16 protein-coding genes are annotated in these 16,113 nt (G+C 58.0%); 9 read left to right on the forward strand and 7 right to left on the reverse strand.

What is annotated here, in order from left to right:
* Positions 1–53: 53 nt before the first annotated feature.
* The gene (locus tag C7H09_RS20385; RefSeq protein ID WP_106760700.1) at positions 54–593 is read right to left on the reverse strand and encodes a cold-shock protein; all 540 of its coding nucleotides are present in this window, start codon (positions 591–593) and stop codon (positions 54–56) included.
* Between the two features lie 175 nt (positions 594–768).
* Here C7H09_RS20385 and C7H09_RS00345 point away from each other — a divergent pair, with 175 nt between their 5' ends.
* Positions 769–987, forward strand: coding sequence for a SlyX family protein (locus C7H09_RS00345; protein ID WP_106760701.1), 219 nt, complete (start codon positions 769–771; stop codon positions 985–987).
* A gap of 52 nt (positions 988–1,039) precedes the next feature.
* Here C7H09_RS00345 and dapE read toward each other — a convergent pair whose 3' ends face one another.
* The 6 genes from dapE to map all read right to left on the reverse strand — a co-directional run bounded on the left by dapE (position 1,040) and on the right by map (position 8,328).
* Positions 1,040–2,170: a succinyl-diaminopimelate desuccinylase gene (dapE, locus tag C7H09_RS00350; RefSeq protein ID WP_106760702.1), complete on the reverse strand. Its 1,131-nt coding sequence runs from the start codon at positions 2,168–2,170 to the stop codon at positions 1,040–1,042.
* Positions 2,171–2,270: 100 nt separating this feature from the next.
* Positions 2,271–3,299 carry a 2,3,4,5-tetrahydropyridine-2,6-dicarboxylate N-succinyltransferase gene (gene dapD, locus C7H09_RS00355; RefSeq protein WP_106760703.1) on the reverse strand — a complete coding sequence of 343 codons (1,029 nt, stop codon included), beginning with the start codon at positions 3,297–3,299 and terminating at the stop codon, positions 2,271–2,273.
* 38 nt (positions 3,300–3,337) lie between these two features.
* Positions 3,338–3,676 (reverse strand): ArsC family reductase, encoded by a 339-nt coding sequence (locus C7H09_RS00360; protein ID WP_106760704.1) that lies wholly within the window; start codon positions 3,674–3,676, stop codon positions 3,338–3,340.
* Positions 3,677–3,718: 42 nt separating this feature from the next.
* Positions 3,719–4,915, reverse strand: a complete 1,197-nt coding sequence (dapC, locus tag C7H09_RS00365; protein WP_106760705.1) for a succinyldiaminopimelate transaminase — start codon at positions 4,913–4,915, stop codon at positions 3,719–3,721.
* The gene (locus C7H09_RS00370) at positions 4,912–7,557 is read right to left on the reverse strand and encodes a [protein-PII] uridylyltransferase (RefSeq protein ID WP_106760706.1); all 2,646 of its coding nucleotides are present in this window, start codon (positions 7,555–7,557) and stop codon (positions 4,912–4,914) included. The genes dapC and C7H09_RS00370 overlap by 4 nt, the downstream gene beginning before the upstream one ends.
* The gene (gene map / locus C7H09_RS00375; RefSeq protein ID WP_106760707.1) at positions 7,558–8,328 is read right to left on the reverse strand and encodes a type I methionyl aminopeptidase; all 771 of its coding nucleotides are present in this window, start codon (positions 8,326–8,328) and stop codon (positions 7,558–7,560) included.
* A gap of 242 nt (positions 8,329–8,570) precedes the next feature.
* Between map and rpsB the strand changes: the two genes are divergently transcribed.
* The 8 genes from rpsB (at position 8,571) to rseP (ending at position 16,096) form a co-directional block, all read left to right on the forward strand.
* On the forward strand, positions 8,571–9,317 hold the full coding sequence (gene rpsB, locus C7H09_RS00380; RefSeq protein ID WP_106760708.1) for a 30S ribosomal protein S2: 747 nt from the start codon (positions 8,571–8,573) through the stop codon (positions 9,315–9,317).
* A gap of 93 nt (positions 9,318–9,410) precedes the next feature.
* Entirely contained in the window at positions 9,411–10,280 is an 870-nt protein-coding gene (gene tsf / locus C7H09_RS00385; RefSeq protein ID WP_106760709.1) for a translation elongation factor Ts, read from the forward strand.
* A 183-nt stretch (positions 10,281–10,463) separates the two neighbouring features.
* The gene (gene pyrH, locus C7H09_RS00390) at positions 10,464–11,192 is read left to right on the forward strand and encodes a UMP kinase (protein ID WP_106760710.1); all 729 of its coding nucleotides are present in this window, start codon (positions 10,464–10,466) and stop codon (positions 11,190–11,192) included.
* A 71-nt stretch (positions 11,193–11,263) separates the two neighbouring features.
* On the forward strand, positions 11,264–11,821 hold the full coding sequence (gene frr, locus C7H09_RS00395; RefSeq protein ID WP_106760711.1) for a ribosome recycling factor: 558 nt from the start codon (positions 11,264–11,266) through the stop codon (positions 11,819–11,821).
* 61 nt (positions 11,822–11,882) lie between these two features.
* The gene (uppS, locus tag C7H09_RS00400) at positions 11,883–12,653 is read left to right on the forward strand and encodes a polyprenyl diphosphate synthase (protein ID WP_106760712.1); all 771 of its coding nucleotides are present in this window, start codon (positions 11,883–11,885) and stop codon (positions 12,651–12,653) included.
* Positions 12,654–12,671: 18 nt separating this feature from the next.
* On the forward strand, positions 12,672–13,517 hold the full coding sequence (locus tag C7H09_RS00405) for a phosphatidate cytidylyltransferase (protein WP_106760713.1): 846 nt from the start codon (positions 12,672–12,674) through the stop codon (positions 13,515–13,517).
* Positions 13,514–14,698: a 1-deoxy-D-xylulose-5-phosphate reductoisomerase gene (gene ispC, locus C7H09_RS00410; protein ID WP_106760714.1), complete on the forward strand. Its 1,185-nt coding sequence runs from the start codon at positions 13,514–13,516 to the stop codon at positions 14,696–14,698. Before C7H09_RS00405 ends, ispC begins: the two co-directional genes overlap by 4 nt.
* Positions 14,699–14,746: 48 nt before the next feature.
* Complete coding sequence (gene rseP / locus C7H09_RS00415) at positions 14,747–16,096, forward strand: RIP metalloprotease RseP (RefSeq protein WP_106760715.1); 1,350 nt, start codon at positions 14,747–14,749, stop codon at positions 16,094–16,096.
* The last annotated feature ends 17 nt before the right edge of the window (positions 16,097–16,113 follow it).

The following is a 16,113-nucleotide window of genomic DNA, read 5'->3' on the forward strand; positions in this document are numbered from 1 at the left end:
GCATAAAAAAGCAGCCATTGAAGGCTGCTTTTTTTGGTTCAGGCGTAGCGGAATCAGTCGCTCAGAATAGACACGTTGTCCGCCTGCAGGCCTTTGTCTGCATCAACCACATCGAAGCGCACCAGTTGGCCCTGGCGCAGAACACGGCGGCCATGGCCGCGAATGGCACGGAAGTGGACAAAGATCTCGTCGCCGTTTTCACGCACGATAAAGCCGAAGCCTTTTTTCACGTTGAACCATTTCACGCTGCCTTCTTCGACACCCTCCGGGGTGCTGTCGTCGAAATCGTTTTCCTCATCGAACTGGCCAGCGTTGCTGTTTGCCCGGGAAGGCGCACGCGTTGCGGTGCTGTTGTTGCTGGCGGCGGCGGGCTGGCCGGTAAACATAACGGCCAGAAAAGCTGAGACGGCAATAACCACCACGCTGATCAGAAGCGCTGCGACGCCGCCCTGGCTGCCCAGAGCTTCCAGGCCTTCACCCAGTGCCAGCAGTTTCAGGGGCTCAGGCGTTATGGTGAGTAACAGGCCGAGGATGAAAGATGCCGGAATTGCGATCAGAATGGCGACAAGGATCGCTTTGGCTGGATTACGCATTTGCTGAAGTTTCTCCATAATTTAACACTGACGATAAAAGCCGGACATCGGGTAACATGGCATGCCTGGCCGGTGAACGCCGCCCGGGCAGGAAAAGCAGATGATGGGCTTTTCCTCTCCGCAGGCGGTAAAAGGCGGCATGATACCAGATTACAGAAAGGGCTGACCAAAACTCATGAGCAAAAACTCTCTGGAAGAGCGTCTCGCCGAACTGGAAATGCGACTTGCGTTCCAGGACGACGTGATCAACACCCTGAGCGACCAGGTGGCGAAGCAGGAAATGGACATCCGCGAACTATGGGATGCCAAGCGGATGCTGCACAAGCAATTGAAGGACATGTCCCCCTCGAACATCCGGCGCGAAGAAGACGAGACGCCGCCTCCCCACTACTGAGATCGCCGCTCCGCTTCCCGGCCGGTGGTTACCCGCCGGGTGTCAGGGGCACTCAAGCCAGCAGTTCGATCAGTATCTGCTCGTAGATGTCGGACAAGGTATCCAGGTCTTCCGCGTTCACACATTCATCCACTTTGTGGATGGTGGCGTTCAGCGGCCCCAGTTCGACCACCTGGGCACCGGTTGGTGCAATAAAGCGACCGTCAGAAGTGCCGCCAGAGGTAGACAGTTCGGTTTCCCGCCCGGTGACGGTGCGAATGGCGCTTTGTGCCGCCGAGACCAGGGCGCCCTTGTCGGTCAGGAAGGGGCGGCCACTGAGGTGCCATTGCAGATCGTACTTCAGCCGGTGTCGATCCAGGATCGCGACTACGCGCTCTTCCAGGCTCTCTGCCGTATTCTCGGTGCAGTAGCGGAAATTGAAGTGCACCAGGCACTCACCGGGGATTACGTTACTGCCGGTACCGGATTCAATGCGGGTAATCTGGAAAGTGGTGGGGGGAAAGAAATCGTTGCCGTTGTCCCAGAACTCGTTGGCCAGATTATCCAGCGCCGGAGCTACCTTATGTACCGGATTTTCCGCCAGGTGCGGGTAGGCCACGTGGCCCTGAGTGCCGTGCACGGTCAGATAGCCGTGAAGGGATCCCCGTCGGCCGTTCTTGATCACATCGCCCACCTGGTGGGTGCTGGAAGGCTCACCGATCAGGCACCAATCCATCTTTTCGTTGCGGGCTTCCAGAGCCTCCACCACTTTTACTGTGCCGTCTTTGGCAGGGCCCTCTTCATCGCTGGTAATCAGTAAGGCAATGGAGCCCCGGTGGTTCGGGTGGTTGGCCACAAACCGTTCGCAGGCGGTTACAAAGGCGGCGAGACTGCCTTTCATGTCGGCCGCACCCCGGCCGTACAGATAGCCGTTTTCGATCACCGGCTCGAACGGAGGATGCGCCCAGTTTTTTTCCGGCCCGGTGGGCACCACATCAGTATGGCCAGCAAAAGCCAGCACCGGACCATCCTGGCCTTTTCGGGCCCAGAGATTGTCGGTGTCTCCAAAGCGCATGTGTTCATCGCGAAAGCCAAGGGGCGCGAGGCGGGACATCATCAGGGCCTGGCATCCGGCATCTGCGGGGGTTACCGACGGGCGTTGAATCAGATCCATGGCAAGTTCGAGGGTGGGGGACAGCGGCATAGCGGCAACCTGTTCAGGGTGATACACAGGATAAGGAAGGCCTGAGAGCGTCTCTGATGGAGAGGTGCGCGGCCCCGGCCTTCCCGATCACTCAGGGCAATTAATTATTCGCGTGCAGTTCGTCGTTCAGTTCGATGGCGGTCTTGTTGGTTTTGCACTCAACCGCACCGGTCTGGCTGTTGCGACGGAACAGCAGGTCGTTCTTGCTGGCCAGATCGCGGGCTTTGACGATTTCCACCAGAGCGTTATTGTCATCCAACAGCGCCACTTTGGTGCCGGCGGTAATGTACAGCCCTGCTTCAACGGTGCAGCGGTCGCCCAAGGGGATGCCGATACCGGCATTGGCGCCCAGCAGGCAGTTCTCGCCCACCGAAATGATGATGTTGCCGCCGCCGGACAGAGTGCCCATGGTGGAGCAGCCGCCGCCCAGATCCGAGCCTTTGCCGATGATGACGCCTGCGGAGATGCGGCCTTCAATCATGCTGGTACCTTCAGTACCGGCGTTGAAGTTGATAAAGCCCTCGTGCATCACGGTGGTGCCTTCGCCCACATAGGCCCCCAGGCGCACGCGGGCGGTGTCGGCAATGCGAACACCGGCGGGCACCACGTAGTCGGTCATTTGCGGAAACTTGTCGACGGATTTTACTTCCAGAACCCGGCCCTGGGTTCGGGCCTGCAGCTGGCGATCCGGCAGTTCCTGCAGATCGATGGCGCCTTCACTGGTCCAGGCGAGGTTCGGCAGCAGCCCGAAAATGCCGTCCAGCTTAAGGCTGTGAGGGCGGGCCAGGCGGTGAGAGATCAGGTGCAGCTTCAGATAGACTTCCGGTGTGCTGGAGGCGGTGTCATCGGTGGCCAGTACTGTAACCACCACCGGCCGTTGGCTTTCAGCGGCGGTTTCTGCCAGTTTGGCCTGCTGGTTCTGGCCAAGTTGACGCAGTGCATTGGCAAATTGCACCAGTTGCTCTGCGTTTACGGTGATGGCCTGATTGCCGCCCTGATAGTCCAGAGCCGACTCCACCACGTCGATCAGGTCTTTGTCCGGGGTCATGAGTGGCTGCTGATAATAGACTTCCAGCCATTCGCCCTGGTTGTTCTGGGTGCCGATTCCGATGCCGAATGCAAAACTCATCTACTGATTGCTCCTGTTTTTCGTTACTTGAATCTGGTTCAGGTCCAGGACGCCCATTCTTCGGCGTTGAAACCTATGCTTACGGTGTTGTCGCGTTCGACCACCGGGCGTTTGATGATAGAGGTGTTCTCCAGCATGACCTGGCGGGCAGACCGGGCGTCGATGTTGTCTTTAACGTCGTCTGGCAATTTGCGCCAGGTGGTGCCACGTTTGTTCAGCAGGGTTTCCCAGCCAATGGCCTGTTCCCATTCAGCGAGTTTTTCCTCGCTCAAACCGTCTTTTTTGAAGTCGTGGAACTGATAATCCAGACCCTGTTCGTCCAGCCATTTTCGGGCTTTCTTGACGGTATCGCAGTTTTTAATGCCGTACAGTTTCATGTTCTCTCACTCACAGGGCTGCAATTTTCACAGCCGGTTCAGTCAGTTACTCTTCACAAATTCGACAATACGCCGGGCGGCTTCTACACATTCTTCCAGCGGTGCCACCAGCGCCATGCGTACCCGGCCTGCGCCCGGGTTGTGGCCGTCTACGGTGCGGGATAGATAGCTGCCGGGTAACACATGCACGTTCTGTTGCGCCGACAACTCCCGGGCGAAGGTTTCGTCGTCCATGGGCGTGCGCGGCCACAGGTAGAAGCCCGCATCGGGGAAATCCACCTCCATCACTTCCCGCAGAATGGGCACTACGGCTTCGAATTTCGCCCGGTAGGCGGCACGGTTTTCTTCAACGTGGGCTTCGTCGCTCCAGGCGGCGATGCTGGCCAGTTGATTGTGGATCGGCATGGCGCAGCCGTGGTAGGTACGGTATTTCAGATAACCCGCCAGAATGTCGGCATCGCCTGCAACAAAGCCCGAGCGAAGGCCGGGGAGATTGCTGCGCTTGGACAGGCTGTGGAACACGATGCAACGTTTGAAGTCGTGTCGCCCAAGGGCTGCGCAAGTTTGAAGCAGGCCTTCAGGTGGCTGGTTTTCGTCCGGGTAGAGCTCGGAATAACACTCGTCGGAGGCCACAATAAAATCATGGCGGTCGGCCAGATCAATCACCTTGCTCAGGGTCTCTCGCGGAATCACGGCTCCACTTGGGTTGCCCGGCGAGCAAAGAAACAGAATCTGGCACTGTTGCCAGACGGCTTCAGATACTGCGTCAAAATCCGGGATAAAGCCGTTGCTGGCATCGCAGGGCAGGTACACCGGTGTGGCGCCTGCCAGAAACGCGGCGCCCTCGTAAATCTGGTAAAACGGGTTGGGGCTGACCACGGTGGCCGGTTTACTGGCATCCACCACGGCCTGTACCAAGGCAAAAATGGCCTCTCGGGTGCCGTTCACCGGAACCACATGGCGGTTGGGATCCAGCGTATTCCCGGCTAATTGAAAGCGGCGGGTTGCCCATTGGCTGATCGCGACCCTCAGCTCTTCGATGCCCTTGGTGGTGGGGTAATTGGCCAGTTTGTCCAGATGATTCCGGATGACGTCCTGCACGAAGCCCGGTGCCGGGTGTTTGGGCTCACCGATGCCGAGGGAAATCGGCGCCAGGTCTGCTGGCACGCTGATGCCAGCTTTCAGCTTGGCGAGTTTCTCGAAAGGGTAGGGGTGTAGCTTGTCCAGGTTGGAATTCATCGAATGTCGTCCAGCATTTTACAGAGAGCCTGTTGCAGGGCCTGGCATACGGCCGGGTCGCTCAGGGGCTCACCGTGTTCATCGGTGATAAAAAATACGTCTTCTACCCGCTCGCCCAGAGTGGCGATTTTGGCATTGGTCAGCCTCACTCGGTGTTCCAGCAGCACCTGGCCAATTCGGGCCAGCAGGCCGGGGCGGTCCGGTGTAATCAGCTCCATCACGGTACGCTGGTTTACGGTATCGTTGGAGAAAGTCACTTCTGTGGGGAAGGCGAAGTGTTTCAGCTGGCGTGGCGTGCGCCGGTGGATAATGTCCGGGTAATCTTCAGGATCATCCAGTTCTTCAATCAGGCGCTTGCGCACCCGCTCTTTGCGATCCGGGTCGATGCCCAGAGGCTGCCCCTGTTCATCCAGTACCACGTAGGAGCTGATGGAGTAGGGCGCTTCGGTGGAATTGATGCGGGCGTCCACGATGTTCAGGTTGAGCTGTTCCAGAACGGCGGTGGTGGCCGCAAACAGGGTGACCCTGTCTTTCATGTAAATAATGATCTGGGAATAGCCGTCGGTGGGGCCGCCCCGGGTATCGCGAATCAGTACCAGCGGGTCTGGGTTGTCGCCATGGCGGATGATGGCGGCCGTTTGCCAGGCCAGATCTACTGTGGAATCCTGCAGGAAATAGTCGTCGTCGACGGTATCCCAGATACGGTCGATCTGCTCGTTGCTGATGTTCTGGGCCCGCAGGATTTCACGGGCTTCTTCCTGGGTTGCCTTGATCCAGGCCTGACGGTCGACCGGTGTGTCGGTGCCCCGGCGCAAGGCGCGCTTGGTTTCAATATAGAGCTGGCGCAACAGTGAGGCCCGCCAGGTATTCCAGAGCTTCGGATTGGTGGCGCTGATATCGCACACCGTCAGGATATACAGGTAGTCCAGGTGCGCCTGGCTGGGCATGGATCGGGCGAAGCCCTGGATAATGTCCGGGTCTGAAATATCTTTGCGCTGGGCGGTCATCGACATCAGCAAATGGTTTTCCACCAGCCAGGAGGCAAGTTGGGTGTCCCGTTCGCTCAGGTGGTGGCGCTTGCAGAAAGCTTCTGCGTCTATGGCGCCGAGTTCGGAGTGGTCGCCGCCCCGGCCTTTGGCCACGTCGTGGTAGAGCCCGGCAATGAACAGGGTTTCCAGTTTTGGCAGCCGGTGGATCAGGCGTGAGGCCAGCGGGTATTCAGACCGGGCTTCAGAGTTGCTCAACCGCACCATATTACGAATAACCCGCATGGTGTGGGCGTCGACGGTATAGATGTGGAAAAGGTCGTGCTGCATCTGGCCGATAATCTGGCCGAACTCCGGCAAATAGCGACCCAGCACGTTGTATTTCTTCATCGCCGACAGGGTTTCATCTAGTGCATGGGGCGTGCGCAGCAGCTCCATGAACAGCGTGGTGACGGCCAGGTCTGCCCGGAAGGCGTCATCGATCAGGTGCCGGTGGGCCCGCAGGGCGCGAATGGTTTTTGCCCGGATGCCTTTGATTTCCGGGTGCTGAGCCATCAGCACGAAGATTTCCATGATGGCGTAGGGCGCGTAGGCAAAGACCTGATTGTTGATGGCTTCAATGTACAGGTTGCGCATCTGGAAGCGTTTGTTCAGGGGCCGGATTTCGTCGTCACTGCCACTGCCGATGATGGCTTCGTCGTAGTACTGCAGAATCACGTCGGCCAGCTCCGCCAGAGCCAGAACCGTGCGGTAGTACTCCTGCATCATCAACTCGACGCCCAGGCGCTTACCCTCATCTCGAAAGCCAAGCATTTCCGCCAGGCCCCGTTGGTGATCGAACAACAAGCGGTTCTCGTTGCGGTCAGCCAATAGCTGCAGGCCGTAACGCAAGCGCCAGAGGAAGGTTTCGCCCTTATGCAGAATCTGATGTTCTTCTTCGGTGAGGATGCTGAAACGGGTAAGATCCGCCAGGCTCTGCAGCCCGAAGTGGCGTTTGGTAATCCAGCCGATGGTCTGGATATCCCGAAGTGCCCCGGGAGAGCCTTTGACGTTGGGCTCCAGGTTGTACTCGGTGTCGCCGTACTTTTTGTGGCGTTCCTGCTGTTCTTTCTGTTTGGCCAGAAAGTAATCCCTGTCGGAACTGACGTCGTCAGCATAGATTCGCTCACTCAGGGCCGCCCTCAGTTCGTCGGGGCCGGCGATGGTGCGGGTTTCCAGCAGGTTGGTCAGAATGGTGATGTCGTCGGTGGCGGCCTGAACCGACTCGGCTATGCTGCGCACGCTGTGGCCGATATCCAGTTTCAGATCCCAGAGCAGGGTAATGAAGGCGCCAAGATCGTCCTGCCAGCCCGGTTCCATGCCCTCACGGGTAAGAATCAGCAAATCGATATCGGAGTGGGGGTGCAGTTCGCCCCGGCCGTATCCACCCACGGCGATCAGGGCAATGTCGGGCGAGGTGGAGAAGCTGTAGCGGCTCCAGATCAGCCGGAGCACATTGTCTACGGTCTCGGCCCTGGCATGCACCAGGGCGCGGACATCGGCGCCGTGCCGGAAGGCGTCGGCGTCTGCTTCGTAGTGGTTGGCCAGCAGCTCTCGGGCCGCTTTAACCGGCGAGGGATCTTTGATAATTCGGGATTCCAGCTCGCTACGGTCCATTCAGAATTGCTCTTCTGATCGCCTGGTCAAAACTTCATAACCATCGGCGGTTACCAGGATAGTGTGCTCCCACTGGGCCGACAACTTGTGGTCTTTGGTGACCGCCGTCCAGCCGTCTGGTAGAAGCTTGGTGTGGTACTTGCCCTGGTTTATCATGGGCTCGATGGTGAAGGTCATGCCTTCTTTCAGTTCCACGCCGGTGCCGGGTTTGCCGTAGTGCATTACCTGGGGCTCTTCGTGGAAAACCTTGCCGATACCATGGCCGCAGTAATCCCGAACCACAGAATAGCGGTGTTTCTCGGCGTGCTTCTGGATAACCGAGCCGATGTCGCCAAGGCGGGCGCCGGGTTTAACCAGCTCGATGCCCTTATACAGGCACTCCTGGGTAATCTGGATTAGCCGTTCGGTGCCGGGCTTGGGTTTACCCACAATCCACATCTTGCTGGTGTCACCGTGGTACTCATCTTTAATGACGGTCACATCGATGTTAATGATGTCGCCGTCTTTGAGCACCTTCTTCTCAGAGGGAATACCGTGACAGATAACGTGGTTTACCGAGGTGCAGATCGATTTGGGAAACCCTTTATAGTTGAGCGGCGCAGGAATGGCCTGCTGCTCGTTCACGATGTAGTCGTGGGCAATGCGATTGAGTTCTTCGGTGGTCACGCCGGGTTTGACGTGCTCATCGAGCATTTCCAGAACTTCGGCGGCCAGGCGGCCGGCTACGCGCATCTTCTCGATTTCTTCGGGGGTCTTGATAGATACCTGCATCGGGCTTCCTGTTGATTTGAATCAAACCGGCATTTTAAGCGGCAGGCGGCCAGTCTACAAGGAAGGTGTAAATTTATGGCGTTTGCGGCTCGGTTTATGGTATAAACGCGCCGCCGGAAACGAATCCGGCAAATTCACACACGTGTCGGCACGTTGTCCCAGGGTGCCAGAGCCTGATTTCAGGGGCTGGTTGGGGCAATCGGACGCGTGGAGGTCTAACCCGAAGCTAAAAGGTAAATATCATGGCTCAGGTAAATATGCGTGACCTGCTGAAAGCAGGTGCTCACTTTGGACACCAGACTCGCTACTGGAACCCGAAAATGTCGAAGTTCATCTTCGGCGCCCGCAACAAGATTCATATCATTAACCTGGAGCAGACTGTTCCGGCCATGAATGAAGCGCTGAACTTCATTCAGTCTCTGGCTGAGAACAAGAACAAGATCATGTTCGTTGGCACCAAGCGTGCGGCTTCCAAGATCATCAAGGAAGAAGCATCCCGTGCTGGTCAGCCTTACGTTAACCACCGCTGGTTGGGTGGTATGCTGACCAACTACAAGACCATCCGCCAGTCTATCCGTCGCTACCGCGATCTGGAAGCCCAGAGCAAAGACGGTACGTTCGACAAGCTGACCAAGAAAGAAGCGCTTGAGCGCACTCGCGAGATGGACAAGCTGGAGCGTTCCATCGGTGGTATCAAGGATATGGGCGGCCTGCCGGACGCCATGTTCGTGATTGACGTAGATCACGAGCGCATCGCCATCAAAGAAGCCAACAAGCTGGGTATTCCCGTTATTGGTGTGGTTGATACCAACAGCAACCCGGACGGCGTTGACTACGTAATCCCGGGTAACGACGATGCCATCCGCGCTATCCAGATCTACGTGAAAGCCGTTGCTGATACCTGCCTGGAAGCTTCCCAGTCTGGCGGCGCTGACGAGTTTGTTGAAGTTAGCGAAGACGCCGAAGGCGCGGCACCGGCTGCCGAGTAATCGCCGGGTCTGAAGCTTGAGTTGCAAGGCGTGTCTGCGGGTTTGTCCGGGCACGCCTCCCCACCGAATACCGAATAGACAAGAGGATTGAACATGGCTGCAATTACCGCTGCAATGGTCAAGGAACTGCGTGAGCGTACTGGCCTTGGCATGATGGAGTGCAAAAAAGCACTGGTTGAAGCTGGCGGCAGTGTTGACGCTGCAATTGAAGAGCTGCGCAAGTCATCCGGTCTGAAAGCGGCCAAGAAAGCTGGCCGTACCGCCGCTGAAGGCGTGTCGCTGGTGAAGGTTGCTGACGACAACACATCTGCTTTCATTCTTGAAGTGAACTCTGAGACCGACTTTGTTGCTCGTGACGACAACTTCATGAACTTTGCCAACGATGTTCTGGAAGTTGCTTTTGCCAAGGGCGAAACTGACGTAGCCAAGCTGATGGAAGGCGAGCTGGAAGGCAAGCGCGAAGCGCTGGTTCAGAAGATCGGCGAGAACATCTCCGTTCGTCGTATCGTCAAGATCGAAGGCGCCGTTGTGGGTGGCTACGTTCACAGCAACAGCAAAATCGCTTCTGTAGTGGCTCTGAGCGCCGGTACCGAAGAACTGGCCCGTGACATCGCCATGCACGTGGCAGCTGTCAACCCGCGCGTTGGTAAGCCGGAAGAAATGCCGGAAGACGAGCTGGAAAATGAAAAGGCGATCATCAAGGCCCAGCCGGATATGGAAGGCAAGCCTGCCGAGATCGTTGAGAAGATGATGGGTGGCCGTATCAAGAAGTTCCTGGCTGAAAACAGCCTGGTTGAGCAACCGTTCGTTAAGAACCCGGACCAGAAAGTGGGTGAACTGATCAAGGCCGCCGGTGGCGAGCTGGTTGGTTTCGTCCGCCTGGAAGTGGGTGAAGGAATCGAAAAAGAAGAGGTGGATTTTGCTGCTGAAGTGGCTGCGGCCGCTGGCACAGGCAAGGCCTGATCCCTCTCTGATTTGCGCCGCCGTGTAATGCGGCTGGCGCGCCTGAGTCTGCCACGTCAGCTGGGGTTACCCGGCTTTCGTGGCGGGCTTGTATCTGAGATGCCCCTTTTTTGAGGGGTATGTCAGATACAAGCCTGCGACGGGTTTGATACCGGACAGCCAACAGACGAAAAGGGGATCACCATGCCGACACCTTCCAATACCCAGCCCAGATACAAGCGCGTTTTGCTAAAGCTTAGTGGTGAAGCCCTGATGGGAGACCACGATTTCGGTATTGATCCCAAAGTTCTTGACCGCATGGCCCTCGAAATCGGGGCGCTGATTGGCATAGGTGTGCAGGTTGGCCTGGTCATTGGCGGTGGTAACCTGTTCCGGGGAGCGGCGCTGAGCGCGGCAGGCCTCGACCGGGTAACCGGCGATCACATGGGAATGCTGGCAACGGTTATGAACGGCCTTGCTATGCGCGATGCCCTTGAGCGCTCCAACATCCGTACTCGCGTTATGTCGGCTATCCCGATGAGTGGTATTGTAGAGCACTATGATCGTCGCCGTGCCGTCCGGGATCTTAAAGAAGGTGATGTGGTGATCTTCAGCGCCGGAACCGGTAACCCGTTCTTTACCACAGATTCCGCAGCCTGCCTGCGTGGAATCGAGATTCAGGCCGATGCGGTTCTGAAAGCGACGAAAGTAGACGGCGTGTATTCGGCTGACCCGAACCTTGATCCTACTGCCGAGAAGTACGACCGCCTGTCGTACGATGAGGTGCTCGACAAGAAGCTGGGTGTGATGGATCTTACTGCAATCTGCCTTGCCCGGGATCACGGCATGCCGCTGCGTGTGTTCGACATGAACCGCCCGGGTGTGCTGACGCGCATCGTGACCGGCGAGAAAGAAGGCACACTGATTGAATGATTGATGCGGGCGTGAGCGCATGATGCGCCGTTTGCCTGTCTGGACCAGTTGAACGAATTGAGGAAGCAAACGTGATCAACGACATTAAAACCGAAGCTGAAAAGAAAATGAAAAAGAGCCTGGAGGCTCTGCATTCGGCTTTCAACAAGATTCGGACTGGCCGTGCCCATCCTGCCATTCTGGACAGCGTGATGGTGAACTACTACGGTCAGGAAACGCCTCTGAAGCAGGTGGCCAGCGTTAACGTGGAAGACAACCGTACGCTGACGGTCGCCCCCTGGGAAAAGAACCTGGTGCCGACGATCGAGAAGGCAATCATGAGTTCTGACCTTGGCCTGAACCCGGCCACCAGTGGCGATATCATTCGTGTACCGATGCCGATGCTGACGGAAGAGACCCGTAAAGAAATGGTCAAGCAGGCCCGTGCAGACGCTGAGAATGGCCGGGTATCTGTGCGCAATGCCCGTCGCGATGCCAACAGCATGATCAAGGATTTGCTGAAAGAGAAAGAAATCAGCGAAGACGACGAGCGTCGCGGTGAAGACGAAGTGCAAAAGCTGACCGACAAGTACATTGCTGAAGTCGACAAGATGCTGAAGGCGAAGGAAGAGGATCTGATGGCAGTGTAATCGCCACCGGATATTCAGGAGCAGGATCAGTGGCGGTTGTCGCCGCCGCACAGAGGGTTTCATGACGGTAAAAGTGACCGCAGAGATACCGGTGGCGGCTGAAGCTCGCCCCCGGCACGTAGCCATTATCATGGATGGCAACAATCGCTGGGCGAAAGCGCGGCGCCTGAAGGGAGTCGCGGGGCATAAGGCGGGTGTTGATGCGGTAAGGGCCGTAGTTGAAACCTGTGCGCGTGAGGGGGTAGAGGTGCTTACCCTGTTCGCGTTTTCCAGTGAAAACTGGCGGCGCCCGGCCGACGAAGTATCGGCCCTGATGCGCCTGTTCCTGATCGCCCTTGAACGGGAAGTCCGAAAACTTCACCGAAACAACATTCGGTTGCGAATTATTGGTGACCGTTCGGCGTTCAATCCGTTGCTCCAACAGCACATGGACAAAGCCGAGGCGCTGACGGCCAGCAACACCGGCCTTACGCTGGTGATCGCCGCAAACTACGGTGGGCACTGGGATATCACCCAGGCTACGCAGCGGCTTGCTGCGGAGGTCAGTGCCGGGCGCCTTCAGCCTTCAGACATCACCGACGACCTGATTCAGGCCAACCTGAGTATTGGCGACCTGCCCATGCCGGATCTTCTTATCCGGACGGCGGGCGAGCAGCGGGTGAGCAATTTCCTGCTCTGGCATCTGGCTTACACCGAGTTCTACTTTTCGGATGTGTTCTGGCCGGACTTCAAGCAAGATGAAATGATCAAGGCGCTGGCGGCCTACGCCGGGCGCCAGCGTCGCTTTGGGCAGACCGACGATCAGATTGCGGCCCGCTCTTCACAACAATAACCAGAAGCGACTTCTATTGTGCTTAAAACCCGTATTATCACCGCTTTGATTCTCGCCCCCATTGCGATTGGCGGTATTTTCTTCCTGCCGCCCGCCGGTTTTGCGTTATTTACCGGTGTTGTTATTACTCTGGGTGCCTGGGAATGGGCTAATATGGCCGGTATTGAAAATCAACCCGGCCGAATTGGCTATGCCCTGGCCATGGCGGTACTGCTGTTTGCCATCAAGTCTGTTCCTGCTGCCGCGGCGCTCTTGGTCGCGGTTGCCTGGTGGCTGGCCGGGTTCTGGCTGGTGCGGCGGTACCCGGAAGGCTCTGGCTCCTGGGGCTCGGTTCCGGTTCGCGCACTGATGGGGGTGCTGGTGCTGGTGCCAGCCTGGGTCGGGTTGAATCATCTGCGCGCCGGAACCCTTGAATTTGGTGTGTTTTCCAATAGTTTACTGGCTATTCTGTATGTTTTGCTGGTGGTTTGGGTGGCGGATATCGGCGCTTACTTTGCGGGCCGGGCCTTTGGCAAAGCCAAGCTGGCGCCCAGGGTCAGCCCGGGCAAATCCTGGGCCGGTGTCTGGGGTGGTCAGGTGGCGGTGGCGCTGCTGGCCATGGCCGCCGGTTTTGTCGCCCAGGCGACGATGGCCGATGCCCTGTTGCTGATCGTTGCCAGCCTCGCTACGGGTATGGTGTCGGTGCTTGGCGACCTGTTTGAAAGTATGCTCAAGCGTTTTCGCGGCATCAAAGACAGCAGTCAGCTGTTGCCCGGGCACGGCGGTATCATGGATCGTATCGACAGCCTGACGGCCGCGATTCCGGTTTTTGCCCTGATCATTACCCTCCTGGGGTGGTTGGCTGCAGGTTCTGGCACTTTATGAATCAACGTGTAGTAACCATACTCGGTGCCACCGGCTCTATCGGCCTGAACACGCTGGATGTTGTCCGGCGCCACCCGCAACGTTTTTCAGTTTACGCACTCACCGCCGGTACCCGGGCCGAAGAACTGGCGCAATTGTGCCGGGAGTTTCGTCCGCAAGTGGCGGTTATGGCGGATTCCGGGGCTGCGAAGCGGTTGGAGACTCTGCTGGCCGACCTGCCGGAAACCCGCGTATTGGCAGGGGAGCAGGGTTTGTGCGAGGTGGCGGCCTCCAGCGAGTCGGATACGGTGATGGCTGCCATTGTCGGGGCGGCAGGGCTGGCGCCCACCTTGTCAGCCGTTCGGGCCGGTAAGCGTGTATTGCTGGCGAACAAGGAGGCGCTGGTGATGTCGGGCCAGCTCTTTATGGATGCCGTGGCCGAGTCCGGGGCGGAGTTATTGCCTATCGATTCCGAGCACAACGCTATCTTCCAGTGCATGCCCCCCAGCCAGGTCCGGAACCCCCATGGTGCGGGCATTACCCGTATTCTGCTGACCGCATCGGGCGGGCCTTTCCGCACCATGAGCGCCGACCGTTTGCAGCACGTTACGCCCGCCCAGGCATGTGCGCACCCCAACTGGAGTATGGGGCGTAAAATCTCGGTGGATTCCGCGACTCTGATGAACAAGGGCCTGGAGCTGATTGAGGCCTGCTGGCTGTTCAACACCACCCCCGAGTTTGTGGATGTGCATGTGCACCCGGAGAGCATTATTCACTCGATGGTCGAATACGCCGACGGCTCTGTGCTGGCACAACTTGGCAGCCCGGACATGCGCACGCCCATTGCCAATGGCCTGGCCTGGCCGGAGCGGATTGATGCCGGTGTCGCGCCGCTGGATCTGTTTAGCATTGGCCGCTTTCATTTTGAACGGCCGGACACCGACCGGTTTCCGTGTCTGCGCCTGGCAGCCGATGCCTTTGCCGAAGGCGGAACCTCGCCCGCGGTTCTTAATGCGGCCAACGAAATTGCGGTGGCGGCATTTCTTGAAGGTCGGCTGCCGTTTACCCGCATCCCCGTTATCATAGAGCAGACTCTGGCCAGCACAGAATCCGTGCCTGCGCGGAGCTTTGAAACCATCTTCGCCAAGGATGCCGAGGCGCGGGCAAGAGCCCGGGAACACATTGCCTTGGTGGCGGTCTGAATCTGATATGGTTTGCACTCTGGCTGAAAGCCGAAATCCGGGGAGTTTATGCAGATAATTCAATCCGTTCTGGCGCTGGCGCTAACGCTCGGCATCCTCGTGACCCTGCATGAGTACGGGCACTTCTGGGTGGCCAGAAGGTGTGGTGTGAAAGTGCTGCGATTTTCGGTGGGCTTCGGCAAACCTCTGTTTTCCTGGTACGACCGGCATGGAACGGAGTTTGCCATCGCTGCCATTCCACTGGGCGGCTACGTGAAGATGTTGGATGAGCGCGAAGGCCCGGTGCCGGATGAGCTTCGCGAACAGGCCTTTACCGCGAAGCCTCCCGGACAGCGCATTGCCATTGCCGCAGCAGGGCCGATGGCGAATTTCCTGTTTGCCATTGCCGCTTACTGGCTGCTAAGCGTAGTGGGTGTTACCACCGTGGCACCGGTGGTGGGGGATGTGGCGCCAAACAGCGTGGCCGAGCGTGCCGGGCTGCAGAGCGGCATGGAGATCCACGCCATCGACGGCCACGGCGTCCATTCCTGGCGGGATGTGAACATGCGCTTGCTGGAGCGTGCGGGGGAGCATGGCGAGGTGTCGCTGGAGGTATCCCGCAATGGTTCCCGGGGTGAGGTTTCAGGTTCTCTCGGAGGCTGGCGGCTGAGCGATGATACGCCGGATCCGCTGGCAGAATTCGGTATTTCCCCCTGGCGCCCGACGATTCCGGCGGTTCTGGGTGAAATATCACCCGATGGCCGGGCTTACATGGCGGGTCTTCAGCCCGGAGATCGCATTCTCTCGGTGGACGGCGAGCCGGTTACGCACTGGTTTGCCCTGGTAGAGTTCATCCGTAGCGCCCCGGAGCAGCCGTTAGCACTGGCCATCGAGAGGGGCGGCGATCCGTTACAGCTGGCCATAACGCCAGCCTCCCGCACCCTGGAGAATGGCGAGGTTATCGGCTTTGTCGGCGCGGGTGTGCAACAAATTGAATGGCCCGAAGACTCACTGAGGGAGGTACGTTTCGGGCCCTTGGCGGCGATTCCCAATGCCATCAGCGAAACCTGGGCCGACACCCGCCTGACACTGGTCGCCATTAAAAAGATGGTGACAGGCCTGCTTTCGCCCAGCAATCTCAGTGGCCCGATTACCATTGCCCGGGTGGCCGAGGCCAGCGTGAGCTCAGGCTTTGAAGACTTTATCCGCTTTCTGGCCTACCTGAGCGTAAGCCTTGGAGTGCTCAACCTGCTGCCGGTGCCGGTGCTCGATGGCGGGCACATAGTGTATTACACCATCGAAGCCATCCGCAGAAAGCCGCTTTCTGAGCAGGCCCAGGCATTCGGATTACGAATTGGTATGGCTTTGATCCTTACTTTAATGGTGTTTGCTCTTTACAACGACCTGATGCGGTTGTGAGAATTGCGAGCCCCTAA

Source organism: Marinobacter fuscus (assembly GCF_003007675.1).
In the GTDB taxonomy this organism is placed as follows: Bacteria; Pseudomonadota; Gammaproteobacteria; order Pseudomonadales; family Oleiphilaceae; genus Marinobacter; species Marinobacter fuscus.